We start from the raw sequence: 24,774 nt of genomic DNA on the forward strand, positions 1-24,774 counted from the left end.
ATGAACGATTGGTGTTCTCATGCGCATCTCACACCCGCCGGCGCTGCGGGCGAGCCGCACCGTGACCGACCCGCCCGCGTGGGCCGGGCTGCAGCGCGAGCTGTTCGCCGCCCAGGAGAAGGCGTGGCGGATCTTCTCCGGCCGCTACACCGAGGGCGACGGCCGGCTGGTCTTCCGCGACCGGCTCGGGCAGGGGCTCGACGGCCGCGACGGCGTGGACGACTTCTACGAGGCGTTCTTCAACTGGCCGACCCTCTACCTGCTCGGCGGCAGCGACGACGTGCTGGCCGCGGCCCGCCGGCACTGGCGGGGCGTCACCGCGCAGCTCAGCGAGATGGGCATGCTGGTGGACGGTTTCGAGCGCGGCTACGACTGGTTCCACCAGGGCGAGGGCCTGCTGCTGTTCTACGGCCTGTGCCTGGCCGAGCCGGAGGACGGCGAGCTGCGGGAGCTGGCCGCCCGCTTCGCCGACCTCTACCTGCCCGGCGGCCCCAACTACGACCCGGAGCACCGGGTGATCCGCGCCCCGCACAACGGCGCCGCCGGGCCGCGCTGGGGCTTCAGCGACCACGACGTCTACTTCCCGTGGAGCCTGGCGCTGCGCCCCTACGGCCTGCCGCTCGACTGGATCGACGAGGCCGCGCCGTTCGACGAGCTGGCCGCCGACCCGGCGCGCGCCCGCGCGTACGGCAAGGTGATGTGGGAGCGCATGGGGCGCGGCGACACGATCGTCAACCTGGCCGCGACCAGCCTCGTCGCCAACGCCTACCTCCTCGGCGGCGAGCAGCGCCACGCCGCCTGGGTGCGCGAGTACGTGGACGCCTGGCGGGAGCGGCTGGACGGCCGCGAGATCGTCCCGGACAACGCCGGCACGCACGGCATCGTCGGCGAGCACCTCGACGGCCGCTGGTACGGCGGCCACTACGGCTGGTCGTGGCCGCACGGCCTGCCGCCGGTCGGCAGCGCCGCGATCATCGGCGCGGCCAACGCGGCGCTGCTGACGGGCGACCGCTCCTACCTGGAGCTGGCCCGCAACCCGCTGGACGCGGTGCTGCGCGAGGCGGCGCCCCGGCGGCCCGCCGAGGTCAGCACGATCACCAAGCGCTGGCGGCCCCACCTGCGCGGGCTGGCGGACGAGCCCACGCTGCTGGCCCCGATGCGCCGCGACGACTCCGGCTGGTTCGACCACAACGTCATGCCGACCCAGCTCCCGGTCGCGCTGTGGCACTTCAGCAGGGACGCCGCCGACCGGGAGCGGATCGACCGGCTGCGGGAGGCGTCGAGCTGGGACTGGACGGCGGTGCACACCCAGCGCACCAAGGAGGAGTCCGGCCACGAGGAGCCCTGGTACGAGTACCTCGCCGGCCGCAACCCCGGCTACCCCGAGCGGATGCTGCGCAGCGCCGCCGACAGCTGTGCCGAGCGGGTCGCCGCGATCGAGAACGACCCGGTGGACCCGGCCGTCGGGCCCGACGCGTTCGGCATCCACGACTGGCAGGACCGCAACCCGGTCGTCACCGAGGCGCTGCTGCAGCTCACCACCGGCTCGCCGCAGGTGCTCTACAACGGCGGCCTGGCCCAGATGCACGTGCGTTACTTCGACGCCGGGCGCCGCCGGCCCGGGCTGCCGCCGGACGTGGCGGCGCTGGTGTCGGCCATCGACCCGGACCGCACGGTGATCGAGCTGGTCAACCTGGGCGGCGCGGAGCGCTCGCTGGTGGTGCAGGGCGGCGCGTTCGCCGAGCACCGCATCGACACCGCCGGCGCCGACGACGAGCCGCCCCGCCCTGTCGGGGGCCCGCACGTCGGCGTCCGGCTGCCGGCCAGGACACAGGTGCGGCTGACGCTGTCCATGACGCTGCACGCGGCCCGCCCGGTCATCGCGACGCCGCCGTGGGAGGTGGCGGGATGAGCGTCGCGCTGCCCCGGCTGGGGCTCGGCACCGCGCCCATCGGCAACCTGTTCGCGCAGGTGAGCGAGCGGGACGCGGCCGCCACGGTGGCCGCCGCCGTGGCCGAGGGCATGACGTACTTCGACACCGCGCCCCGCTACGGCCACGGGGTGGCCGAGGACCGCCTCGGCCGGGCTCTCGCCGAGAGCACGGCGGGCGGAGCCGCGGGCGGCGCGGCGGGCGGAGCGGCGGGCGGAGCGGCGGGCGGCGCGGCTCCTCAAGCGGTGGTCTCGACGAAGGCCGGATGGTTGCTGCGGCCCGGGGAGCGGGTGGTCACCGACTGGAGCGAGCGCGGCCTGCGCGAGTCGCTGGAGTCGAGCCTGCGCCGGCTGCGCCGCCCGGCGGTGGACGTGCTGTTCCTGCACGACCCGGACGACTTCCGTGAGGAGGTCCGGCGCACCGGCTATCCGGCGGCGCGCCGGATCCGCGAGGAGGGGCTGGCGGGGGCGATCGGCTTCGGGATGAACCACTGCGAGCCGCTGGCGGCGTACGTGGCCGAGTTCGAGCCGGACGTCGTGCTCATCGCCGGGCGGTTCTCGCTGCTCGACCACGACGCGCTGACGACCCTGCTGCCCCTGTGCGCGAAGACGGGGACCACGGTGGTGGTGGGCGGGGTGTTCAACACCGGGCTGCTGGCCGACCCGAAGCCGGGAGCGATGTTCCACTACCGCGAGACGCCGCCGGACGTGCTGGCGCTGGCGCGGCGGTGCCGGGAGGTGTGCGCGGAGTTCGGGGTGCCGCTCGCCGCGGCGGCGCTGCGGTTCCCGTACCTGCATCCGGCCGTGGGGTCGGTGGTGGTGGGGTGCCGGTCGGCGGAGGAGGTACGCGCCAACGCGGCGGCGGCGCGGACCGAGATCCCGCCGGAGCTGTGGCACCGCCTCGCCGCGGAGGGCTTCGTCCCGCCCGAGCTCCTGGAGGCGTGACCGGCCCTGGGACCTGCCGGCCAGCCGTGACCGAGCCCTCATAAAAGCGGCCCGCCATAAAAGCGGGCCCGGCGTGAACCGGGCCCGGCAGGTCCCGGGGGTCAGCCCGCGTCGCGGGAGGCCAGGTACTCCTCCAGCCCGGCCCCGGTCAGCGGGTAGTAGTCGGACAGCCGCCCGCCCTCGTCCAGCCGCCGCCGCGCGAACTCCTCGCGGTCCTGGTGCAGCAGCGAGTCCTCGGCGAGCGCGACGGCGCTGCGCTGCGGCACGACGACCGCGCCGTCCTCGTCGGCGACGATGAGGTCGCCGGGCGTCACGAGCGCGCCGCCCACGCCGACCGGCACGTTGAACGCCGACGGGAACAGCTCGGTCTGCGAGGCGTAGTGCGGCGTCACCCCGGTGCACCAGATGGGCACGCCGAGGGCGCGCACGCGGGCGGCGTCGCGTACCCGCCCGTCGACGACGATGCCCGCGCCGCCGCGCAGTTTGAAGTAGCGGACCAGCATGTCGCCGAGGCAGCCGGTGAAGTGGCTGGCCTGGGCGGACACGACGAGCACGTCGCCGGGCCTGATGGTCTCCAGCACCGCCCACAGCGCGGTCTTGCGCTCGGCGTCCTCCTGCTCGCCGCCGGAGAAGACGTCCTCACGCTGCGGCAGGAACTGCAGCGTGACCGCTCCCCCGGCGACACGGACGTCCGGCTCGCGGTGCAGCGGCACGGGCCCGTCGATGAAGGTGCGGGTGATGCCCATCTGGTGCAGCTTGGCGCAGGCGGTGGCGGCGCTGACGCCGTCGAGCGCCGCCACCATCCGCGCGGTGGGCCGGACGAAGGGCGAGGACTGCGCCGGCCCCAGCATCGTCTCGTAGGTCTCCTGCATGTTCGTGTTCACGCGTTGCATCCACCCAAACGTCGACAATTATCGCCTATCGATGGTAGATGTAACTGCCGATCGTCGAGGGCTGTCAACAGCGGAAGGAGACGCCCATGTCAGACGGATCGGCGGAGCGGGCCGGGGCGGAGTGGTTCCGGGCGGCGCGCTTCGGATTGTTCGTCCACTTCGGCTTGTACAGCCTCGCCGCGCGGCACGAGTGGGTGCGCAGCCGCGAGGCCATGTCCGACGCCGACTACGACCGCTACCTGGAGCGGTTCGACCCCGACCTGTTCGACGCCGCCGCCCTGGCCAGGGCGGCGCGCGAGGCGGGCATGCGGTACGCGGTGCTGACCGCCAAGCACCACGACGGCTTCTGCCTGTTCGGCTCGGCGCTGACGGACTACACCTCCGTCCGGGCGGCCGGGCGTGACCTGGTCGCCGAGTTCGCCGAGGCGATGCGGGCGGAGGGGCTGCGGGTGGGGCTCTACTACTCGCTGCTGGACTGGCGCCATCCCGACTTCACCATCGACCGCTACCACCCGCTGCGCGACAGCGTGCCGCCTGAGGAGGCGAAGGGGCGTGACATGGCGCGCTACCGGGCGTACCTGCACGGGCAGGTGCGGGAGCTGCTGACCGGCTACGGCCCCGTCGACCTGCTGTTCTTCGACTTCACCTATCCGGCGAAAGGACCGGAGGAGTGGGGCGCGGCGGAGCTGATGGCGATGGTCCGCGAGCTGAGCCCGGGGATCGTGGTCAACGACCGGCTGGGCATCCCGGGCGACTACGTCACGCCGGAGCAGTACCAGCCGGACGCGCCGCTGACCCGCGACGGCGCGGAGGTGATGTGGGAGGCGTGCCACACGCTGAACGGCTCGTGGGGCTACGACCGCGACAACCACGACTACAAGAGCCCGGACCTGCTGGTGCGCATGCTCGTGCAGTCGGTCGCCTGCGGCGGCAACCTGCTGCTCAACGTCGGCCCCACGGGGCGGGGCGCGCTGGACCCCCGGGCCGCCGAGACGTTGCGAGCGATCGGGGCGTGGACGTCCCTGCACGCGCGGGCGGTGCACGGCGCCGGGCCCAGCGCGTACGAGCCGCCGCCGAACGCGCTCTACACCCAGCGCGGCGACCGCCTCTACCTGCACCTGCTCGCCTGGCCGCTCAAGCACGCGCACCTGCCGGGGCTGGCCGGCCGCGTCCGGTACGCGCAGTTCCTGCACGACGGCTCGGAGGTGCGCATGCGGGAGCTGGACGGCGGCGAGCACGAGCACAACAACCTCGCTCCCCCGGGCCGCGAGCCGGGCACGCTCACGCTCACCCTGCCGGTGGCCCGGCCGGACGTGCTGCTGCCGGTCGTCGAGCTGGTGCTGCACGGCGAGGAACCCTGAGGCCGCACGAACTGGCTCTTGAACAAGTGAGGCACGCGAAATAACATCACCTATCGATAGACGATTAATGATGGAAGTAGGAACATGAACAGGCGACTGCTGGCGGCCGCGGCGACGGCCCTCGCGTTAACGGCGACGTCGGCGTGCGGCGGCGGTAGCGGGGGCACGGACAGCGCGACGGGCAAGACCACGCTGCGAATGATCGTCAACATCACGCCCAACCTCACCGAGCAGTTCTGGAACGGGCTGTTCGACCGCTACGAGGCCAAGCACCCCGACGTGAGCGTGCAACTGGAGCTCACCGGCACCATCGAGGCCGAGGCCAAGCTGCGCCAGGACCTCGCCGCGGGCGACCCGCCCGACATCGCGCAGCACGTGGTGCCCACCCCGGAGACCGCCGAGCTCTTCGTGGACCTGTCGGGCGAGCCGTGGGCGGCCAAGACGCCGCTGTTCGACGCGTACGCGATCGGCGGCAAGCACTACGTGGTCGGCGTCGGCGAGCAGATCCAGTCGCTGGTCTTCTACAACAAGAAGGCGTTCGCCGACGCGGGCCTCGACGCCGCCAAGATCCGGACGATCGCCCAGTTCGAGGAGGCGATGGGCAAGCTCAAGAAGGCCGGGCTGGTGCCGCTGCAGACCGCCGGCCAGTGGGTGACCGGCGCGCAGTTCAGCATGCTGGCCGACGCGGGCGTGCTCACGGCCGACCCCGACTGGACGGTCAAGCGCAAGAAGGGCCAGACGACGTTCGCGGCCAGCGGCTACAAGCGGTACTACGAGCTCTACCGGTCATGGCTCGACCAGGGCTTCCTCGACAAGAGCGCGCTCGGCCTGCAGTACCCCGACGGCCAGGCCGCCTTCCTCAAGGGCGACTCGGCGATGTACATCATGGGCTCGTACTTCGTGCCCGCGGCCGACGAGGCCGGCAAGAGCGACGGCATCGGCGTCTTCCCCGTGCCGTCCGACGGGGCGTACCCGCCCGGCCAGTTCGGCAACATGGCGCAGCCGTACACGGTGGTCGCGCAGTCCAGGCACCGCGAGGCGGCGATCGACCTGGTCGAGTGGCTGGTGACGGACGAGGAGGCCATCAAGGTCCAGCTCGCCGCCGACGGCAACCTGCGCAAGGGGTTCTCCTATGACGTCTCCAGCCTCGGCGACGGCGTGCAGAAGGTCCTCGACGAGACGCCCGTCGTCCTGGTCAAGCAGGGCGACCGGCAGCCGGTGCAGGGCTACGCCGACGAGCTGAACAAGCAGATCCAGTCCCTGTTCACCGGCGCCTCGCCCGCCGACGTCGCCACGAAGCTGGACCAGTGGTGGGACTCGCAGGGCTGAGCGCGGGCTCCGTGCGGCCGGCCGCGCGGAGCCCCGAACCGGATCGCGGCACACCGGGCGGCCCGTCATCGCGGAGCCGCCGCCTGCGCGAGGCGGCGCTGAGCGCGGGCATGCTGGCCCCCGCCGTCGTGGTCTACACGGTCATGACGATCGTCCCGGTCGTCGTGGCCCTCTACCTGAGCCTCACCGACTGGAACGGCTTCTCCGCGGCGGCCTTCGTCGGCCTGGACAACTACGCCCGCCTGTTCGACGACCCCGACACCACCAGGGCCGGGGTGGTCACCGTGATCGTGGCCTTCTTCGGGTCGGTGGGCATGCTCGGGCTGGGCCTGGTCTACGCGCTGCAGCTCAAGGAGCGGAACTGGGCCAACTCCTTCTTCCGCACCCTCGCCTATTACCCGCACGTGATCAGCTCGCTCATCCTGGGCTTCCTGTGGAGCGCCATCCTCGGCACCAACGGCGCGATCAACAACACCCTCGCCGACCTCGGCATCGGCCCCGTCGGCTTCCTGTTCGACGAGAACCTCGCGGTGATCACGCTGGTGGGCGTCATCGTGTGGGCGGGCTTCGGCTTCAACGTGGTGCTGTTCGTGGCCGGCCTGCAGACGGTGCCGCGCGAGCTCGTCGAGGCGGCGCAGATCGACGGCGCGTCCCGGCGGCAGATCAACCGCAGGATCGTCATCCCGATGATCGCGCCGGTCGTCACCGTCGCCATGGTGCTCAACCTCGTGGGGCTGATCAAGGTGTACGACATCGTCGTCAGCCTCACCGACGGCGGCCCGGCCGGGGCCACCGAGACCATCGCGTACGTCATCCTCACCAAGTCGTTCGCCGGCACGGACGTCGGCTTCGCCACCGCCCAGGCCGTGGCCCTCATGGTGGCCTCCGCCGCGCTGTCGGTCGTCGTCACCGCCCTGCGCAACCGGCAGGACCGGGCCGCGACCGGCTAGGTATTCCCAGGAGCCTCCATGACCCCCAACCCCCGCGCCGGCGCGCGGCGGCCGTCGCCGGTCCGCGTCGCGCTGCTGACCCTGCTGTTCGCCGTCATGACCGTGCCGGTCTACCTGCTGCTGGTCAACAGCTTCAAGTCGCAGCAGGACATCCAGAACAGCCCGTTCTCGCTGCCGTTCGCCAGGATCTCGCTGGACTACCTGGCGGCGGCGGTGCAGAGCCCCCAGTACAACGTGCTCAAGAGCTACGGCTTCACGCTCGTGCTGGTGGTGGCCGTCGACCTGCTGTGCATCCTGTTCGCCGGGCCGGCCGCGTACGTGATCGCGCGCAGCCTCAAGCGGCGCACCCAGTTCCTGCTGCTGTTCTTCCTGGCCGGCACGTTCATCCCCGCCTCGGCCCTCATCGTGCCGCTCATCTACGTGCTGCGCGCGATCGGGCTGGGCAACACGGTGGCCGGGCTGATCCTGCACGACGTCGCCATGACGCTGCCGGTGAGCATCTTCCTGTTCGTCGGCTTCATCCGCACCGTCCCCCGGGACATCGACCACGCGGCCGCGATCGACGGGGCGGGGCGGCTGCGCACGTACTGGCAGGTCATCTTCCCGCTGACGCGACCGGCCGTGATCACGGTGCTGATCCTCAACTCGATCGGGATCTGGAACGACTTCATCAGCCCGCAGATCCTGCTGAGCCCCGGCTCCGGCACCTACACGGTCACCACCGCGATCTATGCCGGCATCAGCCAGTACTCGACCGACATGACCAAGGTCTTCCCCAACCTGCTCCTCGCCGTGGCCCCGGTGATCATCTTCTTCGTCTACATGCAGCGGCACATCATCAGCGGCCTGACGGTCGGCGCGCTCAAGGGCTGAGCGAGCCCCACCCCCCATCTCGGAAAGGCGGAACAGTGTCCATCAGACGACGGTTGTGCGCCACGTTGGCGGCTTGTCTCCTGTTACCCCTGGCGGCGGCACCCGCGCCGGCGCACGCGGGGACCGCACCAGGGAAGATCCTCTACGTCGCACCCGGCGGTGACGACGCCGGCAGCGGGACGAAAGGCCGCCCCTTCCGTACGCTGGAAGGGGCCAGGGACGCGATCAGGAAGCTCAAGGCCCGCCACGGCCTGCCCCGCGGCGGGGTGACCGTCTACCTGCGCGAAGGCACCTACCAGCGCACCGCGTCGTTCGCGCTCGACCAGCGCGACTCCGGCACGGCGAAGGCGCCGGTCGTCTACCGCTCCTACCCCGGCGAGACGGCCCGGCTCACCGGCGGGCGGCAGCTCGCCCACGACAGCTTCACGCCGGTGACCGACGAGGCCGTGCTGCGGCGCATCGTGGACGAGCCGGCCCGCGGCAAGGTGCTGCAGGCCGACCTCAAGGCCCTCGGCATCACCGACTACGGGCAGCTCAGCCGGCACGGCTACTGGAAGGCCAACGACGTCAGCACCGTCCCGCCGATGGAGCTGTACGTGGCGGGCCAGGGCATGACGCTGGCCCGCTGGCCCAACGACGGCACCGTCCAGATGAACCAGATCATCGACGCCGGGCCCACCGTGAAGGACGCCGACCTGCAGAACCGGGGCGGCACGTTCAGCTACGGCTACGACCGGCCACGCCACTGGACGCAGGCCGAGGACGTCTGGCTGGACGGCATCTTCGGCTACAGCTGGGAGTGGTCGTACAACAAGATCGCCAAGATCGACACCGAGGCGAAGACGATCACCCTGCGCTACGGCGAGATGTCGGGCCTGATGAAGTCGTGGTACCCGGACTTCCACTTCGCCCAGAACCTGCTGGAGGAGCTGGACGCCCCCGGCGAGTACTACATCGACCGGGCCAGGGGCGTGCTCTACCTGATGCCCAACGCGGCCTTCCGCACCAAGCAGGGCGACATCACCGTCACCATGCTCAAGGAGCCGATGATCAAGACCGCCGGGACCTCCCACGTCTCCTTCCAGGAGCTGGCCCTGGAGTACGGGCGCAGCCTGCCCGCGGTGATCCTCGGCGGCAGCCACGTCACCATCGAGCGCAGCGACATCCAGAACTTCTCCGACGGCGGCGTCTACATCAACTCCGCCGGCCGCTACGTCTACGACGGCATCCCGGACAAGACCAAGGGCCGCGACCACGCCGTGGTGTCCTCCACGATCCGGCACGTCGGCGGCGTGGGCGTCGTGCTCAACGGCGGCGACGACAAGACCCTGGAGCCGGGCCGCAACCGGGTGGAGAACTCCCACATCCACGACTTCGCCTACTACCACAAGGCGTACAACCCGGGCGTGATGTTCGACGGTGTCGGGAACACCGCGCGCGGCAACGAGATCCACGACGCGCCGCACCCCGGCATCATCGTGCACGGCAACGACCATCTCATCGAGTACAACGACATCTACGACATCTGCCAGGACTTCCAGGACCTCGGCGCCATCTACATGAACGCCGGCATGACGCCGCACGAGCGCGGCACCGTGATCCGGCGCAACTACTTCCACCACATCGGCGAGGGGCGCGGCGGCGTCGAGGGCGTCTACCCCGACAACCTGACGATGGGCCTGACGATCGACGAGAACGTCTTCTACCGGATGGGCAACGACGCCATCAAGAGCGGCTCCGGCGACCACATCAAGGCCAGGAACAACATCTTCGTCGACACCCACGTCCCGTACGACAACTACGAGATGTGGATGGGCGACCAGCCGGGCAACACGGTGGACAAGAACTACCTGCCCGCCTGGCGCAAGCTGTTCGACGAGAACGGCGGCTTCGCCGGCACCCCGTACGCCACCAAGTACCCCGAGCTGCTCACCTTCTTCGACGAGAACCACTACTTCCCCGCGAAGAACTACTTCGAGAACAACCTCGTCTGGAACCCCGAGCTGGCCCGCGCCACCAGCGTCAACCAGCACGGCGCGCGGGACGTCAAGAACCTGCTCAACTACGCCGGCAACTGGGTGGCCGACCGCGACCCCGGCTTCACCGACTGGAAGTCCGGCGACTTCTCCCTGAAGGCGGACGCCGAGGTCTTCCAGCGCATCCCCGGGTTCAAGGCCGTCCCGTTCGCCGAGATAGGCCCCCAGGGCAAGGTCGGGCTGCCCGGCGGGCCCGACCGGATCGAGCTGACCGCCCTCCACCTGCCCGGCGACGAGCTGACCGTCCCGCTCGGCAGGACGGTGTCCGTCCGGGCCGAGCCGGTGCCGTGGAACGCCACCGACCAGGCGGTCACGTACGCCAGCAGCGACCCGGCCGTGGCCACGGTGAGCGCCGCCGGGGCGGTCACCGCGCTCATGCCGGGCACCACCACCGTCACCGTCGCCTCCAAGGCCCACCCGGAGATCACCGACACGGCCACCGTCACCGTCAGCGAGGGCGACGGCGTCATGCACGCCACCGACTTCGAGTCCGGCGGCAACGGCTGGCCCGTCGACCCCAACCGCGCCATCGTCGCCGACGCCGCCGGCAACCACTGGTACCGGATCGTCAAGGGCGCCAACGGGCTGCTCGACCGCGCCTTCACCGACTACGCGCTGGCGTACCGGCTGCGCACGCCCGCGCAGGTGCCCGAGGGGGCCGTCCTCATCATGTACGACCGCCAGGCCAACGGCGGCAGCGGCTACGTCCGCTACCGGCACGCGGCGGCCGGGCCGACCTGGACGCTCTACGACGCGCAGTGGCGGACGCTGGCCCAGACCGTCCTGCCGGCCGAGCGCGGCCTGCGCCCCGACACCGTCTACGACGTGCGGATGACGGTGCGGGGGGCGTCGGTGAGCGTCAGCGTCGGCGGCGAGACCGTCCTCGAAGGCGAGAACCCGGCGCACAACCCGTCGGGCAAGGTCGGCTTCTACGCCGAGGGCTTCACGCACCTCGACTTCGACGACGTCACGTTCTCGCTGCCACGGGCGTCCTGAGGCCGTGCCCGGGGCGCCGCGGGTGGCGCCCCGGGCCGCGCCGTCCGGCATGATCTGCGGTTGTGAGTGCATCCGAGCATGGTGAGGAGAAGGACGGCGCGCGCCTCGCGCCGGCGGACCGCGCGCTGCTGAGCCGGCTGCTGCCGGACGTCGGGCCGGCGGATCTCGCGGTCCGCCAGGGGCAGTTCCACCAGGTGGTGATCGCCGCGGACCGGGTGGTCTGCCTGCCCCGCACCGCCGCGGCCGCCGCCCGGCTGCCGCGGCGGGCCGCCGTCCTGCGCGTGCTGGCCGGGCTCGACCTCGGGTGCGGCACGCCTGAGCCGCTGCGCGAAGGGACGGATTTCCTGGTGCTCAGCCGGATCCCGGGAGCGCCGCTGGAGGCGGACGCGCTCGGCGATCCCGAGGTGGCCGAGGCCGTCGCGGCGCAGTACGTCACGTTGCTGTCCGGGCTGGCCAGGGCCGGCGCCGACGAGAAGGCCCGCGCGGTGCTGCCGGCGCCACGGGGCCGGTGGCGGCGGTTCGCGGCGGACGTGCGCGCCGAGCTGTTCCCGCTCATGTCCGGCGGCGGGCGTCGCCGGGCCGGGCGGGAGCTCGCGGCGCTCGACGACCTTCCCGACCTCGCCGACGCGGTGGTGCACGGCGACCTCGGCGCCGAGAACGTCCTGTGGGTCCGCGACGGCGGCTTGCCGCGGCTCAGCGGGGTGATCGACTGGGACGAGGTGACGCTCGGCGATCCGGCCGAGGACCTGGCGGCCATCGGCGCGAGCTACGGCCAGGGCTTCCTCGGCCGGGTGCTCGCGAGCCGGCCGGACCGGAGCGTGGCCGCGCGCATCGCCGCCATCCGTGGCACCTTCGCCCTGCAACAGGCCCTGTCCGCGTACCGGGACGGCGACGACGAAGAGCTGGCGGACGGGCTGGTCGGCTACCGCTGAACGACCGGGACCGGCCCCGGCCCTGTTTCGGCCCTGCTCCGGCTCAGCCGGCGATGAGGGCGTTGGCCTCCGTGAGGAACTTCCTGGCCGCCTCGTCCGGGCTCATCCGGCCGAACAGGACGTCGTCGGTGTACCGCTTGAGCACCTCCTCCATCGCGCTGGCGCCCTTGGGCGGGGCGGCCGGCGGGTCGGTGAGCTCGTCCTTGATCTCGTCCAGGAACGCCAGCGTCTTCTTGTCGGCTTCGGGAAGGTGGTCGCGGACCGCCGCCAGCACCTTCGAGCTGGCGGGCAGGCCGCGGTCGCTGAGGATGATCGCGCCCGCCTCCGGGTCGTTGACCATGAAGTCGATGAACGCGTCGGCCTCGGCCTGGTGCCCGGTCCTGGCCGAGGCTGCGTAGAACATCGCGGGCTGCAGGAACATGCCGCCGGTGGCGGCCCCCCGCGCGCGCGGCATGCGCAGCAGCTCCATGTCCTTGCCGCCCGACGCCTTGCTGATCGCGCCGAGCTCGTTGCTCCACCACATGCCCATCGCGCCGTCGCCGGTGGCGAACAGCGAGTGGTCGACGTTCTGGGCGCTGAGCTCGATGCTCTTGGCGGCGTCGGGCGAGCCCTTGGTGTCGATCAGCTTGCGGTGGACGGCCCACCACGCCTTGATCGTCGCCGCCGAGACGCCGATCCTGCTGCCCTCGTAGAACGACTCGCCCCGCTGCGCGGCGAAGATCTGCAGGAAGGCGGGGTTGAACGCCTGCTGCGTCCCGTACACCTTGCCGCCGCTCCTGGCGGTGATCCTGGCCGCCAGGTCGATATACTGCTCCCACGTCCACGTGGGGCCGGGCGGCTTCTGGCCCGCGCTCGCGATCGCCTTCGGGTCCGCGATGAGGGACCAGGTGTTGACCCCGGTGGGGATGCCGTACTGCTTGCCGCCGATGGCGCCGGTGGCCAGCACCTTGCCGTCGATCTCGCCGGTGTCGACCCGGCCGGACAGGTCGGCCAGCGTGCCGCGCTCGGCGTACTCCCGCAGGCCGCGGATCTCGATCGTGATGACGTCCGGTGCGGCGTCGCTCGCGACGGCCGTGGTCAGCTTCTCGTAGTAGTCGCCGAAGCCGGAGAACTCCCCCACGACGTCGATGTGCGGGTACTTGGCCTCGAACTTCCTGATCGCCGCTTCTGTGCGCTGCTTCCGCACGTCGCTGCCCCAGTAGGAGAAACGTAAGGTGACCTGGTCACCGGCGCTCTCGCCGCCGCAGGCCGACGTGGCGATCAGGACAGCGGTGGCCAGCGACGCCGCTGCCCACCTCGTGGTACCGGAGCCCATGCTCTGCCTCCTGTGTGGCCGGGGGGTGGGGGCCGGCTTCGGTCTCGTGGTGGGCACACCACGGGCCGGTCCGGGCGGATGCCGGGACCGGAACCGAAGAAGATCGCGCAAGGCTACCCTGACTCCCCGTGTCGCGCACGCCGCCGGGAACCCGTGAAACGGCATCACAACCTCTGGCCGGTACGCAGGCTTCTACGTGAGGTCGAACTCTCCCCGGTGATCCCGCGTATCTCGGGATGGCGACGGCCGCGCCCCTTTCACGAACACACCTCGTGGGCGGCGGGCCGGAGCCGCGATCACAGCTGGAGGGATTGTGATGAGACATCGACCTGCCTCGCGTGCCCGCCGAAGAACGGCGGGCCTGCTCACCGCTTTGATGGTCATGAGCAGCGGCTTCGTGACCAGTGCGGCCGCCGCGTCGGCCACGGCCTTGGCGTCGGTCATCTCCTGCCCCGCCGTGGCGGACCGGCTGGGACAAATTCCCGCTCGCGCCGAGGCGGAGGTGCAGCGCAACCTTCAGCAGCTGGAGACCCAGCTCGCCGAGGCCAACCGCCGCCTGGCGAACTCGGCCGGCCAGGGCGGCCCCAACTTCGTCCAGAACGCCATCCTCGGCCCGCTGAAGGACAAGCGGGCCGCCGCTTTGCAACGCATCGCGATCGCCTTCCAGCGCGCCGGCGCCGAGGCTCCTTCCGGACTGCGCAACCTGGCCGCCTGCGCGGTGGAGGACGACGGGAACGACGAGGGCAACGGCGATCAGGAGAACGGCGGGCAGGAGAACGGCGGGCAGGAGAACGGCGGGCAGGACACCGGCAACCAGGGCGATGACGGACAGCAGACCGGTGACCAGGGCGACAACGGCCAGAACAACGAAGACCAGGGCAACAACGGCGACCAGGGTCAGGGTGATGGGGGCGGCCAGAACAACAACGGTGCTCCCGGCCAGATCAACTGCCCCGCCGTGGCGGACCGGCTCGGTCAGGTCCCCGCTCGCGCCCAGGCAGAGGTGCGACGCAACCTTCAGCAGCTGGAGACCCAGCTCGCCGAGGCCAACCGCCGCCTGGCGAACTCGGCCGGCCAGGGCGGCCCCAACTTCGTCCAGAACGCCATCCTCGGCCCGCTGAAGGACAAGCGCGCCGCCACCCTGCAACGCATCGCGATCGCCTTCCAGCGCGCCGGCGCCCGGGCACCGGCCGGCCTCCAGACCCTGGCGACCTGCGAGCTGCGCAACCCCGGAGGCGGCGGCAACAACGGCGGCAATGGCGACAACGGCGGGAATGGCGACCAGGGTGACCAGGGCGGCGATGGAGGGAATGGCGGAAACGGTGGCGGGCAGGCCAGAGGTCCCGTCCCTGAGGACTTCGTCGACATCCGTTCCGTACGACCGAACGTGAACACCCCCCGCACCCAGCGCAACGGCTCCCGAGGCACGTTCAGCGTGGACTGCGGCCGCAACGAGCGGCGGATCTTCAACTCCGACAACGTGATCGTGGCGCCCGGCGTGTCCAACGGCGCGCAGCACACGCACGACTACGTCGGCAACGTCTCCACCAACAACCAGTCCACGAACGAGAGCCTGCTCGCCGCCGGCACCACGTGCCGCAACGGCGACAAGTCCACGCACTACTGGCCGGTGGTGCGGGCGCTGGGCCAGGAGGAGTTCGACGCCGACCAGCGTGGCGGCGGTCTCGACCTGAACGTCGGCAAGATCCTCACCCCGGTTCAGGTGCAGATCACGTTCAAGGGCAACCCGACCGCCAAGGTGGTGCCCGCTCCGCAGTTCCTGCGCATCATCACCGGCAACGCCCGGGTCGGCGGCGCCGACCCGAACGCCGGGTGGACGTGCACCGGGTTCGAGAACCGCCAGCTGACGGACAAGTACCCGCTCTGCCCGCGCGGCAGCTGGCTCGTGCGGGTCTTCGACTTCCAGAGCTGCTGGGACGGCCAGAACATCGACAGCGCCAACCACCGTACCCACGTCACCTTCCCGCAGGCCGACGGGAGCTGCCCGCAGGGCTTCCAGCCGATCCCGGCGCTGGAGCACCGGCTCGTCTACAACGTGCCGCAGGGCCCCAACTTCGCCGTCGACGGCTTCCCCGAAGAGCTGCACAAACCGATCACCGACCACAGCGACTTCATCAACCTGATGAACGAGCAGCAGATGCGGCAGGTCGTCGACTGCATCAACGCGGGCAGACGCTGCCGCTGACCGCCTCACCCGCCGCTGCCCCCAGGACCCCGGGGGCAGCGGCGACGTCACGTGAAGAGGAAGGGCAAGATCATGGCCGGCTTCTCCCACCCGCGACCCGATCGGGGCGCCGCGCCGGCGGTCCTGGCGCTGGCCCTCGCCTCGGCGCTCGCCCTCACCGGCTGCGGCGGCCAGGCGCACACTGGGCACGGGCCGCGGCCGGCGGCGGGCATCGCCGCCGCCGGAGCCCAGCCCCAGCGCACGTACACCGTCGAACAACTGGCGGCCACCATCGGCTGCACCGCCAGGATCACCCTCAAGGCCCTGGACTACCGCCAGGGGGAATGCGTCAGCGACGGCGTCCCCTACGTGTTCCTCGACTTCGACACGGCCGCCGGCCAGCGCGAGTGGCTCGACTACGCCGAGATGTACGGCGGCCTCTACCTCGTCGGGGACCGGTGGGCCCTGTCGGCGAAGTCGAAGTCGTTCATGCAGGAGCTGAGCAAGCGGCTCGGCGGCACCGTCGAAGAGCACGGCGCCGCCCGCCCCGGCCCGTCCCACAGCCCGCACTGACGCCCGAGCGGCCTGGAGCCCGCCTGTTCAGCCCGGCGGCAGGCTCACCGCGAGCAGCGTGGCGAGGGTCAGGCGGGTGACGTCGGCCAGGTAGCCGTAGTCGAGGGTGTCCACGTCGTCCGAGGTGTCGTGGTAGTGCGGGTTGCCCTCCCCTTCGTACGCGCCGATCGTGACGTGGCCGCGGGCCTCGAACGGCATGTAGTCGCTGGCGAAGATGGGGCCGAGCCGCACCGGCAGGTCGGTGTAGTCGGCGGCGGCCTGGGCCATGACGTCGCCGAACTCGCGGGAGGGCCGGTCGTTGCCGGGCACCACGTTGCCGAGGTCGCGTTCCACGGTGATGGAGCCGTCCGGGGGGCGGAAGCCGATCATGTCGAGGTTGATCAGGCGGTGCACCGGGGTGCCGGCCGCGGCCAGGTCCTCCGCGTACGCCGAGGAGCCCCAGAGCCCCTGCTCCTCCCCCGAGAACAGGACGAACCGGATGGTGTCGCGCAGCGGCACGTCGCGCAGGACGCGGGCGATCTCCAGGACGGCGGCGACGCCGCTGGCGTTGTCGTCCGCGCCCGGCGCCCGCGACACGCTGTCGCCGGCCGTCGCCATGCGGCAGTCGTAGTGCGCGCACAGGATGAGCAGGCGGCCTGTCCCGTCGTCGGCGGGTTTGTCGCACACGACGTTGTCGGCGGTGTGGCCGGAGCGGGTCCAGGGCACGCGGGCCGGTTCGTAGCCGGCGTCGGTGAGGCGGCCGGTCAGCCGGCCGGCGGCGGCGTCCAGGTGCGGGGAGAAGGTGTGGCGGGTGGGGAAGGCGGCCAGCTCCGCCACGTGCTCGCGCAGCGCGGCCGGGCCGATCAGGTCCACAAGGGCGGCCACGCGCGGGTCGCGGTCGGCCTCGGCCGACTTGGAGCGCGCGACCGGGACGCTGGCCGAGGGCGGGTAACGCTTGTCCGGGACGGGGTATCCGGGCGGCGGCGTGCTCATGGCACCCTCCGGCCTGCTGAGCGTGGCCCGCTCATGACGTGTCCTCGCCCGCGCGGCCGGCTCATGACGTGCTCCCGCCCGCGAGGTTCGGCAGGCAGTGGGGGCAGCCGTGGTAGCCGCGGGCCAGCGCGCCGGTCTCGGTCTCGAACGGCTCCCTGCGCTCGGGCGGGAGGTCCGGCCAGGTGGGGCAGGTGGCGACGTGCAGCTCGCCGGTCTCCGGGTCGCCGAAGAAGAAGCCCTCGGTCTCCTTGACCGCGACCGTCTCGATCGTCATCCGGCCGGCCGCCAGCCCGTCCCGGTACTGGGTCACGACCAGCGGGTAGGTCTGGAGGTGCTCGGCCTTGCCGGAGACGTCGATGACCACCTCGACGCCGACGCGGTCGTCGCGCAGCAGCGGGAAGCCGGTCAGCCGGCCCTCGCCGCCGCCGCGCAGCCGCAGCACGGCGGCGGCACCGCCCGCCGGGGAACCGGTGGCGCCGCCGGCGCCGGTGAAGCCGGTGGCGGCGGCGCCGGTGACGACGCGCGCGGCCGTCCTGATCTCGATCGTGCTGTCCGAGGGCAGCGCGCCGGCGTCGACGCTCAGTGTGCTCGTGCCGGCCCGCGTGCCGCCGCGCAGCCACAGCGACACCTTGGTCCGGCCGCCCGGCACCGACAGTTGCGGGACGACGTTGCGCTGTCCGACGTTGTTGTCGTAGCGGACGAGCCGGTCGTGCGGGACGGGCCCGGTGAGGGTCGCGGTGACGGCCGGGTCGGCGGCACCGTGGGCGACGGCCAGCAGGCATTCGTGCCCGGCGAGCTCCGGCGTCCACGCGAACGGTCCGACGCGGGCGGACCCGCCCGCCGGGATGGGGTCGGCGACGGGCAGCGTCCCGAGAGACTGGAAGTGGGCGGGCCAGATCATGCCGGTCCCGGGGTCGCAGCGGAACGCCTCGACGGTGAACGTCCCGGCCTCGGCCTGCTGGGTGCCGCGGTTGCGGACCCGGACGTACAGGAAGTTCGGGCGGCCCACGACGGGCGTCTGGTGGCCCTGGGCGGGGTCGTCGCCGTCGGCGGGCGAGACGTTGCGTACCCAGATGTCGGGTGAGGTCCAGTGCACCTCAGGGCTGGGGATCAGGCCGGTGTCGGCGTCGCTGTCGCCGATGTAGACGTCCACGGGGCGGGGCGGCCACAGGCCGCGCGCCACGAAGGCGGCGTCCATGACCTTGCCGTACAGGCCGCCGGTGATGCGCTGGTCGGCGCTGATCATGCCTTCGGCGAGCGAGCGGGCGTGCTCGGCGCCCTGCGAGGAGCTGTCCGGGACGATGGTCAGCATCTCCAGGAACGTTTTGATGACGGCGTCGGAGGCGTCCCGGCGGCGGCCCGCGTCGGCGGAGTCGCCGCCGAGCGCCAGGTAGGTCTGCCAGACGGCGGTGCCGAGCATCGAGTTGCGCAGGTTGTGCTCGAAGCCGTCGAAGCCGTCGTCGTCGAAGCGTTCGGTGCGGTCGAGCGTGCGGGTCTCGCTCCACCGGTCGGTGGCGTTGTTGTCGAACGGGAACGTCTCGGCGCGGCGGTGCCGGGTCAGCGCGGTGCGGTCGCGGAAGACGGCGGCGATGGCGTCGCAGAAGCTGTGCTCGTACGACAGCGAGCCGCCGTGGTCGCTGCCGAGGAACTCGAAGACGCCGTGCAGGTACTCGTGCAGGATGACCCCGGTGTCGGCCGCGTCCGGCACGCCGCCCTCGCCGAAGCGGATGCGCGGCGGCGTGCCCGGCACCCACTGGCTGTTGTCGGCGCCGTCGAACGCCTGCGGGTCGACGTCCACGCGGCGCATGTTCTGGTTGAGGGTGGGGTGGCCGAGCCCGCGCAGGTAGCGGGCGAACGTGTCGAGCCAGTAGTAGGCGTTGGCGCTGAGGAAGCGCCGATCGGCGGGGTGGGTCCGGTAGTGGAAGGCGGCGGCCGGCTCGTCGGGCTGGGCGAAGGTGGGCGTGTCCCAGTCGACGCACCTGAACCAGTCGCCCTGGAGCGCGAACCGGCCGTTCACCGCCGCGTCGATCTCGGCCTGGACGACGTGCCGTGAGCCGTCGAGCGCGGCGGCGCCGGATGCGGAGCTGAGGGTGGCGTCGTCCGACTCGCTGACCGGGTCGGGCATGAAGACGCTCAGGTCGGCGGTGACGTACTTGCCGCGCAGCGCCACCCAGAGCACGTCACCGGAGACGGCGTCGGCCACGACCTGGAACTGCTCGTACGGGTCGCCGGTCTCGACGCCGCAGTCGTAGACGAGGTGGATCGCCCCGTCGGGCGCGGCGCCCGTGGCGAGCAGCGCGGCCGGGGCCGTGGGGTAGTCCTCTGCGGGCACCGGCGGGCGGTGGTCGTCGCGGACGTACCCGAGGGTGTGCCGGTGGACCTGCGCCGTCCCGGCGTATCCGGCGAACACGGCGGTCACCCGCTCGCGCACCTCCTCGAACGGGCGGGCCCGCGCGGGGTCGGGCGCGCCGGCGAGGTCGCCGTCGGTGGTGTTGTCGACGTTGGTGACGCCGGCCTGCTCGATGTCGGCGACCGCCTGGGCGCCGGACCCGAGGACGGGCAGGCCGTTGTGGTACTGCTGGTAGCGGATGCGCAGCGTGTTGATGCCCTCGGACGCGTCCACCTCGCGCAGGTCGAGCGGGCCGGTCTTCATGTCGCTCGCCCGGCCGGCCATGAACCGCTCGATCGCCTCGCGGGCGGAGGCGGCGCGCTCGCGCGTACCGGCGGGGTCGCTGAACGTGCGCAGGACGTCGTCGCGCACCTGCTCCCCGACGCCGGGGGTCACGCGGAGGAAGTCCGGGTCGTGATGGGGGGTGTCAGTCATGGCAGGTCCCGGTGAGTGAGTCGATGACGACTTTCACGGTAGGGAGCGGGACGGGCCGCCTGCCTCGGGGGACGGCCTAGGAGTTTCCCCAGCATTGGGGTTGAGGTTGACCTTGGGTCAGGGTGGACGCTCGTCCCGACGCCGATCCAGGCGCGACACCTTCCAGAAGGGCGACCCATCATGACGACCACTTTTTCCGGCTCGGATCGTCCGGAGCTGCGCGAGGCGATCGAGGAGATCGTCGAGTCCGGATTCTTCGCGGTCTCGCTGCGCGTGCACGACGAGCAGGGCGCGTGGGCGGGCAGCGCCGGCGTGGCCGAGCTGGGCGGCACCGCGCGGCCGCCGGTCGACGGGCATGCCCGGATCGGCAGCAACACCAAGACGTTCACCGCGACCCTGGTCCTGCGGCTGGTCGCCGAGGGCAGGGTCGAGCTGGACGCCCCGGCGGCCGGCTACCTGCCCGAGCTCGGGCTGGACCCGCGGATCACGGTGCGGATGCTGTTGCAGCACACCAGCGGCCTGTTCAACTTCACCGGCGAGGTGTACGACGACGGCTCGATCGTGCACGGGATCCCCGTGCCCTACGGCGCCACCGGCAAGGAGTGGCTGGAGCGCCGCTTCCACACCTACCGGCCTGAGGAGCTGGTACGCCTGGCGCTGTCGAAGCCGGCCCGCTTCGAGCCGGGAACGGGCTGGAGCTACTCCAACACGAACTACGTGATGGCGCGGCTGCTGATCGAGAAGGTCACCGGCCGCCCGCTGGCCGAGGAGATGCGGCGGCAGATCCTGGAGCCGCTCGGTCTGTCGGGCACGGTGGTGCCGGACGCGTCGCCGGACCTTCCCGAGCCGCACGCCCACGTCTACTACCGCCACGAGGACGCCGGCCGGCAGGAGACGATCGACATCACCCGCCACAACCCCTCCTGGGTCTCCACCGGCGGCGACATGATCTCCACCAGCCGGGACCTGGCCACGTTCATCTCCGCGCTGACGCGGGGCGCGCTGCTGCCCGCCCCGCTGCTGGCCGAGATGTGCGCCCCGCGCGCCACGGGCCTGCCGGGCATGGGCTACGGGCTCGGCGTGTTCGTCCAGACGACGGAGTGCGGCGGCACCGTCATCACCCACAACGGCGGCACGGTCGGCTCCGCCGCGCTGATGTACAGCACGCCCGACGGCGCCAAGACCCTGACCGGCGTACTGAACTGGGTGGACGACGCCGGCCTGTCGATCGGAGCGGCGTTCGGCAAGGCCCAGCGGAGGCTCGTCAAGGAGGTGTTCTGCTGAGGATCCGCCCTTGGTCACGGCCCGGTCCCGGACGGGCCGTGACCAAGGGAAGCTCGCGCCGGCGGTCAGGCGCAGGTGTAGCCGGACGGCAGGGCGGTGTTGCCGCTGGGCCTGCTCGCCTGGAAGCCGACGCTGGTCGTGCTGGCTCCGGGGGCGAGCGTGCCGTTGTGGCCGACGCTCTTGAGCGTGACGGTCTGGCCGCTGGTGGTGACGGTGGCGTTCCACGAGCCGGTCAGCGTGTGCCCGGCCGGCAGGGTGAACGTGACGGTCCAACTGTTGATCGTCGAGGTGCTGGTGTTGGTGACGGTCAGCGGCTGGATGACGTACCCGGTGCCCCACTGGGACTGCACGGTCGCGGTGGCCGAGCAGGTGCCGGTCGTGCCCGCCTGGGTGGTGACCTGGACGGTGCCGGAGACGGGCGAGATGTTGCCGGCCGCGTCGCGCGCCCGGACCTGGTAGCGGTAGGTGGTGCTCGCCGTCAGGCCCGTGTCGGTGAACGAGGTCGTGGCCGAGGTGCCGGCCTGCGTGAACGTGCCGCCCGTCGCGCCGGGGGCGCGCAGGATCTCGTACGCGGTCACGCCGGTGTCGTCGGTGGAGGCCGTCCAGGTCAGGGTGGTGGCGGTGGCGGTGGTGCCCGAGGCGGTGAGCCCGGCCGGGGCGGTCGGCGGCGTGGTGTCACCGCCGGTGGCGGTCGTGGTGAAGGTGACCGGCGCGGAGTTGCCCGACAGGTTGCCCGCGCCGTCGCGCGCCCGCACGTAGACCTGGTACTGCGTATTGGCGCTCAGCCCGGTCAGGGTGATCGAGGCGGTGGTGGACTGGCCGAGCTGCGGGTCGGTGGCGCCCTGCTCCCGGTAGACGTTGTAGCCGGCCAGGCCGGAGCCGCCCTGATCGGTGGAGGCGGTCCAGGTCAGCGTGGCGCTGGTGGCGGTCACGTTGGACGCGACGGGGGTGCCCGGCGTGGTCGGCGGCGTGGTGTCGGTCTGGCTGGTGGTCAGGCCGAAGAACTGGACGGCGTACATGGCCATGCCGCTCTGCGGGAGGACGTGCCCGGCGCCCTGGATGCTGTACGCCTCCACCTGCACGGTGCCGGACGCGTCGGCGTACCGGCTGCGGCTCCAGCCCGACTGCGGGGTGTCGGTGCTCGTCGGGGTCTGGCTCAGCCCGAACACGTTGGTCCACTGCTCGATCGACTCCCGCAGCAGCGAGTAGGGCACGAGGGTGTCGGCGGTGCCGTGCCACAGCTGGATGCGCGGGCGCGGGCCGGAATAGCCGGGGTACGCCTGGCGGACCGCGTCGCCCCACTGCTGGGGCGTGCGGTCCATGCTGCCGCCGGTGCACTTGCTGCTTCCCGGCGGGTAGTCGGAGGCGCCGGCGAAGCAGTTGAACGGCACGCCCATGAAGGACGCGCCCGCCTTGAACACGTCCGGGTAGAGGGCGAGCATGTGCTGGGTCATCATGCCGCCGGACGAGCTGCCGGTGGCGTAGACGCGGTTCGGGTCTCCCTGGTAGGTCCGCTCGACGTACTCGATCATCGAGATGATCGAGACCGGGTCGCTGCCGCCGCCGCGCCGCTTGGCCGCGTCCGACCAGGTGTCGAAGCAGTTGCCGAAACCGGCCGACTGGGTGGCGCTCGGGTAGATGACCACGAAGCCGTACCGGTCCGCCAGCGAGGCGAACTCGCTGCCCTGGTAGAAGCCGGGGCCGGAGCCGCCGCAGCCGTGCATGGCGACCACGATCGCCGGCGAGGCCGGGCGCGAGTCCGGCACGTAGACGTGCATCCGCATGTTGCCGGGGTTGTTGCCGAAGCTGGTCACCTCGACCAGGCTGGCAGCGGCGGCCGGCGATCCGAGTACCACGGTCATGACGGCAAAGAGCGCCGCGGCGCAGGCACCGGCCAGCGCCTTGGTCAGTCGTCTCATTCGCGCTCCTCCTCTCCCTGTCCGCGGCGCGCCGCGGATCGACCTCGGTCGCTGGAAAATAGAAGGGCTGCGATTCACCGTCAATGTCCGGCGGGTGCCCGCGCTCGCCGCTTCACCTGGTAGAAAGCCGTTTCCCCTGGTTATCAAGTAACTTGCTATCAAGGTCCTTGATACGGGGTGAGGAAACTTTCATCGAGCCCGTTCCGACAGCGGCGCGATATCGTCTCCTGGTGACCGATCCGGGTGTCCCCGCGGCCGCTGCGCCGGACTCGCCTCCGCCCCGTGTGAGCTACCTCGTGTTCCGGCTCGAACGCCGCATCCGCGCCTGCCTGGACGAAGCACTCGCCCGGCACGGCCTGACGACCACCGAATACATGGCGCTCAGCGAGCTGCGCCTGCGCGACGCCCCGTCCTCGGCCGACCTGGCCCGCATCGCCTTCGTCACCCCGCAGGCGATGAACCTGGTCATCCGCGACCTCGAACAACGCGGCCTCATCCGCCGCGACCCCCATCCCCGCGGCGGCCGCGCACTGCGCACCCGTCTCACCCCCAAGGGCCTGAACACCCTGCGGCGGTGCGATCGCTCCCTCGACAGCATCGAAGCCGTCATGCTCGCCGACATCGACGAAACGGACCGCACGACCCTCGCGGAAACGCTCACCCTGTGCGCCCGGGCCCTCCCCCACGACACCCGCGCCCTGGCCTCGGTCTCCCGCTCCCAGAAACCGCCACCGCCGCCCGAGCCGTAGCCCACGTACCACGCCGAACCCGGCGCATCCTCCCGGCCGGCCCTGCTCGGCGCGCTCGGCGGCACGCTGGGCGGGTGATGTGGCCGCCGCTCAGGAGGCGGTCGGCAGGACCTTCCGTACGAGGTCGTCGGCGTACCGCGGGGTGAGCCCGTCGGGCCGGAACAGGATGCGGTAGATCATGGGCGCGACCACGTGATCCATGACCGTTTCGACCCCGGGTGCGGGCTCGCCCCGCCGCCTGGCCCGTTCGAGGATGACCTCGACCTGGTCGGCGGCGTAGGCGGAGCATTGGCCGGCGTTCGAGCCGTCGGGGTCGCCGAGCAGCGCGTCGCGCAGGTAGGCGCGGCCGGTCGCCGAGCCCATCTCGTCGAGGAACTGGGTGGCCCAGGCCGACAGGTCGGCGCGCAGGTCGCCGTGGTCGTCGGGCGGCGATTCTGGGCGCAGGCGCTCGACGGCCACGTCCGACAGCAGCTCGTGCAGGTCGCCCCAGCGCCGGTAGACGGTCGAGGGGGTGACGCCGGCCCGGGCCGCGATGGCGGGCACGGTCAGCGCGGCGCGGCCCTGCTCGGCCTCCAGCTCCCGGACGGCGGCGTGCACGGCCTGCTGCACCCGGGCGCTGCGCCCGCCGGGGCGGATCGCCGGCCTGGACCCGGCCTTGGACCCGGCCTTGGAGCCGGTTTTGGAGCTCATGCCCCGCATCTTAATGCGA

The 24,774-nt window shown here is 71.8% G+C and carries 18 protein-coding genes; 12 read left to right on the forward strand and 6 right to left on the reverse strand.

Features of this window, described 5'->3' with window-relative positions; translation table 11 throughout:
• Window positions 1–19 precede the first annotated feature (19 nt).
• Complete coding sequence (locus tag HCN51_RS31060) at window positions 20–1,912, forward strand: DUF8034 domain-containing protein (RefSeq protein WP_168014226.1); 1,893 nt, start codon at window positions 20–22, stop codon at window positions 1,910–1,912.
• Window positions 1,909–2,874, forward strand: coding sequence for an aldo/keto reductase (locus HCN51_RS31065; RefSeq protein ID WP_168014228.1), 966 nt, complete (start codon window positions 1,909–1,911; stop codon window positions 2,872–2,874). The genes HCN51_RS31060 and HCN51_RS31065 overlap by 4 nt, the downstream gene beginning before the upstream one ends.
• A 101-nt stretch (window positions 2,875–2,975) precedes the next feature.
• Here HCN51_RS31065 and HCN51_RS31070 read toward each other — a convergent pair whose 3' ends face one another.
• Window positions 2,976–3,758, reverse strand: a complete 783-nt coding sequence (locus tag HCN51_RS31070) for an RraA family protein (RefSeq protein WP_206068102.1) — start codon at window positions 3,756–3,758, stop codon at window positions 2,976–2,978.
• A gap of 59 nt (window positions 3,759–3,817) precedes the next feature.
• Between HCN51_RS31070 and HCN51_RS31075 the strand changes: the two genes are divergently transcribed.
• From HCN51_RS31075 to HCN51_RS31100, 6 genes are all read left to right on the forward strand, one after another.
• Window positions 3,818–5,128 carry an alpha-L-fucosidase gene (locus HCN51_RS31075; RefSeq protein ID WP_346433862.1) on the forward strand — a complete coding sequence of 437 codons (1,311 nt, stop codon included), beginning with the start codon at window positions 3,818–3,820 and terminating at the stop codon, window positions 5,126–5,128.
• A gap of 84 nt (window positions 5,129–5,212) precedes the next feature.
• The gene (locus HCN51_RS31080; RefSeq protein ID WP_168014234.1) at window positions 5,213–6,457 is read left to right on the forward strand and encodes an ABC transporter substrate-binding protein; all 1,245 of its coding nucleotides are present in this window, start codon (window positions 5,213–5,215) and stop codon (window positions 6,455–6,457) included.
• Entirely contained in the window at window positions 6,436–7,407 is a 972-nt protein-coding gene (locus HCN51_RS31085; RefSeq protein WP_206068103.1) for an ABC transporter permease subunit, read from the forward strand. Before HCN51_RS31080 ends, HCN51_RS31085 begins: the two co-directional genes overlap by 22 nt.
• An 18-nt stretch (window positions 7,408–7,425) precedes the next feature.
• On the forward strand, window positions 7,426–8,280 hold the full coding sequence (locus HCN51_RS31090) for a carbohydrate ABC transporter permease (RefSeq protein ID WP_168014236.1): 855 nt from the start codon (window positions 7,426–7,428) through the stop codon (window positions 8,278–8,280).
• 35 nt (window positions 8,281–8,315) lie between these two features.
• Window positions 8,316–11,312, forward strand: coding sequence for an Ig-like domain-containing protein (locus HCN51_RS31095; RefSeq protein ID WP_206068104.1), 2,997 nt, complete (start codon window positions 8,316–8,318; stop codon window positions 11,310–11,312).
• A gap of 62 nt (window positions 11,313–11,374) precedes the next feature.
• The gene (locus HCN51_RS31100) at window positions 11,375–12,244 is read left to right on the forward strand and encodes a phosphotransferase (RefSeq protein ID WP_168014238.1); all 870 of its coding nucleotides are present in this window, start codon (window positions 11,375–11,377) and stop codon (window positions 12,242–12,244) included.
• A gap of 43 nt (window positions 12,245–12,287) precedes the next feature.
• Here HCN51_RS31100 and HCN51_RS31105 read toward each other — a convergent pair whose 3' ends face one another.
• Complete coding sequence (locus HCN51_RS31105; protein WP_168014240.1) at window positions 12,288–13,559, reverse strand: ABC transporter substrate-binding protein; 1,272 nt, start codon at window positions 13,557–13,559, stop codon at window positions 12,288–12,290.
• Between the two features lie 382 nt (window positions 13,560–13,941).
• On the opposite strand from HCN51_RS31105, the gene HCN51_RS31110 reads away from it, so the two are divergent.
• Entirely contained in the window at window positions 13,942–15,765 is a 1,824-nt protein-coding gene (locus HCN51_RS31110; RefSeq protein WP_168014242.1) for a DUF1996 domain-containing protein, read from the forward strand.
• Window positions 15,766–15,816: 51 nt separating this feature from the next.
• Window positions 15,817–16,317, forward strand: coding sequence for a hypothetical protein (locus HCN51_RS31115; RefSeq protein ID WP_168014244.1), 501 nt, complete (start codon window positions 15,817–15,819; stop codon window positions 16,315–16,317).
• Window positions 16,318–16,344: 27 nt separating this feature from the next.
• Here HCN51_RS31115 and HCN51_RS31120 read toward each other — a convergent pair whose 3' ends face one another.
• Together HCN51_RS31120 and HCN51_RS31125 are read right to left on the reverse strand one after the other, a co-directional pair.
• On the reverse strand, window positions 16,345–17,289 hold the full coding sequence (locus HCN51_RS31120) for a M28 family metallopeptidase (RefSeq protein ID WP_168014246.1): 945 nt from the start codon (window positions 17,287–17,289) through the stop codon (window positions 16,345–16,347).
• Between the two features lie 61 nt (window positions 17,290–17,350).
• Window positions 17,351–20,113: a hypothetical protein gene (locus HCN51_RS31125; protein ID WP_168014248.1), complete on the reverse strand. Its 2,763-nt coding sequence runs from the start codon at window positions 20,111–20,113 to the stop codon at window positions 17,351–17,353.
• A gap of 180 nt (window positions 20,114–20,293) precedes the next feature.
• Between HCN51_RS31125 and HCN51_RS31130 the strand changes: the two genes are divergently transcribed.
• A complete protein-coding gene (locus tag HCN51_RS31130) occupies window positions 20,294–21,397 on the forward strand; it encodes a serine hydrolase domain-containing protein (protein ID WP_168014250.1) in 1,104 nt (367 codons plus the stop codon).
• Window positions 21,398–21,462: 65 nt separating this feature from the next.
• Here HCN51_RS31130 and HCN51_RS59950 read toward each other — a convergent pair whose 3' ends face one another.
• Complete coding sequence (locus HCN51_RS59950) at window positions 21,463–23,316, reverse strand: extracellular catalytic domain type 1 short-chain-length polyhydroxyalkanoate depolymerase (RefSeq protein ID WP_240973422.1); 1,854 nt, start codon at window positions 23,314–23,316, stop codon at window positions 21,463–21,465.
• Between the two features lie 284 nt (window positions 23,317–23,600).
• Between HCN51_RS59950 and HCN51_RS31140 the strand changes: the two genes are divergently transcribed.
• Window positions 23,601–24,065, forward strand: coding sequence for a MarR family transcriptional regulator (locus HCN51_RS31140; RefSeq protein ID WP_168014252.1), 465 nt, complete (start codon window positions 23,601–23,603; stop codon window positions 24,063–24,065).
• 90 nt (window positions 24,066–24,155) lie between these two features.
• Here the strand turns inward: HCN51_RS31140 and HCN51_RS31145 are convergent, their stop codons facing one another.
• Complete coding sequence (locus HCN51_RS31145; RefSeq protein ID WP_168014254.1) at window positions 24,156–24,755, reverse strand: TetR/AcrR family transcriptional regulator; 600 nt, start codon at window positions 24,753–24,755, stop codon at window positions 24,156–24,158.
• Between the last annotated feature and the right edge of the window lie 19 nt (window positions 24,756–24,774).

The organism is Nonomuraea composti, assembly GCF_012034275.1.
Classification (GTDB): Bacteria; Actinomycetota; Actinomycetes; order Streptosporangiales; family Streptosporangiaceae; genus Nonomuraea; species Nonomuraea composti.